Genomic DNA, 1,642 nt, shown 5'->3' on the forward strand with positions numbered 1-1,642 from the left:
TGAGGAAGAGCCGTCGGAACAGCTTGCCGAGTACGCGCACCGGAAGCAGGAAGGCCGGCCGAGAAGATATCCAGCGGCTTCCGTCCGGCGCGATGCCGCCGCCCGGCACGATCATGTGCAGGTGCGGATGGTGCGTCATCGCCGATCCCCAGGTGTGTAAGACGGCGGTGATGCCGATGCGCCCGCCGAGGTGCTTCGGATCCGTAGCGATCGTCAGCATCGTCTCCGCTGCCGCCTTGAACAGCAGGTCGTAGACCAGCGCCTTGTTCTGGAACGCGATGTCGGCGATCTCGGCGGGCAGCGTGAACACGACATGGAAGTAGCCGACCGGCAGCAGGTCGGCCTCACGCTCGGCCAACCACGTCCGCGCCGCCGCGCCCTGGCACTTCGGGCAGTGCCGGTTGCGGCAGGAGTTGTAGGCGATCCGCCATTGGCCGCAGTCCTCGCAAGCCTCGACGTGACCGCCAAGGGCTGCGGTGCGGCAATACTCGATCGCCGACATGACCTTGAGCTGGACGAGGCTCAGGTGACCTGCATGGGCGGCCCGATAGGCGGGTCCGGCAGCACGGAAGATGTCGGCGACCTCGATCGAGGCGCGCACGGCTCAACCGTCAGGCGAGATCTCTCCCGGCTTGAACAGGCCGAGTTTGTCGAGCGGGCTCGTCACGGCACGCACCGTCCGGGTCGCCACCTTCGCGTAAAGGGCGGTGTTGTTGAGCTTGGCATGCCCGAGCAGGACCTGGATGATGCGGATGTCGATGCCGTCCTCCAGCAGGTGGGTGGCGAAGCTGTGACGCAGCGTGTGCGGACCCACCCGCTTGGCGATGTCGGCGGCCTGGGCTGCCTCGACGACGATGCGATAGAGCTGCCGCGTGCTGATCGGCTTCATCGCGTGCTGCCCGGGGAACAGCCAGCCGTCGCGGTGCATCACGCCCTGCTGACGTCCGACCTTCCACCACTCACGCAGAAGCGTGAGCAGGTCCTCCGAGAGCATGGCGTTGCGATAGCGCCCGCCCTTGCCACGCTCGACGCGCAGCAGCATGCGCTCGCTGTCGACGTCGGCAACCTTCAGCATCGAAACCTCGGCGACACGCAAGCCCGCGCCATAGGCGACCGAGAGCGCTGCCTGGTGCTTGAGGCAGGTGGTGGCGTTGAGCAGCCGGGCCACCTCGTCGCGGCTGAGCACTACGGGCAGGTGGCGCGGATGCGCCAGCCGGACAAGCCGACGCGCCAGGTCCGGGCGGTCGAGCGTGTGGGTGAAGAAGAAGCGTAGCGCCGACACGATGCTGTTCATCGTCGGCACGGGAACGCCGTCTTCCTGCTGCTCGATCTGAAACCGACGTAGGTCGTCGGCGGTCGCTGTGTCTGGTGAACGCCCGAGGAATGTCGCCAAGCGTCCGATATCGCGGAGATAGTTGCGCTGCGTCTCCCGTGAGAAACGCCGCATGTTCATGTCGTCGATCAGCCGCTGGCGCAGCGGGCTGATCCGGGCATCGAGAATAGGATGGTGCATGGTCAGGCTCCTTGTTGAAGAAGCCCGCCATGCTCTGCTCCAGCCGAACGACGCTCAACGCGAGCGCGACGACCGGTTCTTGATCCCTACCTCAACCGCAGGCGCCTTCCCGCGCAGCGGGTTCGTTCT

Annotated in this window: 2 protein-coding genes; both read right to left on the minus strand. The window is 66.3% G+C overall.

Features of this window, described 5'->3' with window-relative positions:
* Positions 1–601, minus strand: a 601-nt coding sequence (locus tag NKJ06_RS35355) for an IS91 family transposase (protein WP_352636324.1), incomplete at its 3' end; no start/stop codon positions are given.
* A 3-nt stretch (positions 602–604) separates the two neighbouring features.
* Entirely contained in the window at positions 605–1,513 is a 909-nt protein-coding gene (locus tag NKJ06_RS35360; RefSeq protein WP_352636326.1) for a tyrosine-type recombinase/integrase, read from the minus strand.
* Positions 1,514–1,642 lie beyond the last annotated feature (129 nt).

The organism is Mesorhizobium sp. M0293 (genome assembly GCF_040321735.1).
In the GTDB taxonomy this organism is placed as follows: Bacteria; Pseudomonadota; Alphaproteobacteria; order Rhizobiales; family Rhizobiaceae; genus Mesorhizobium.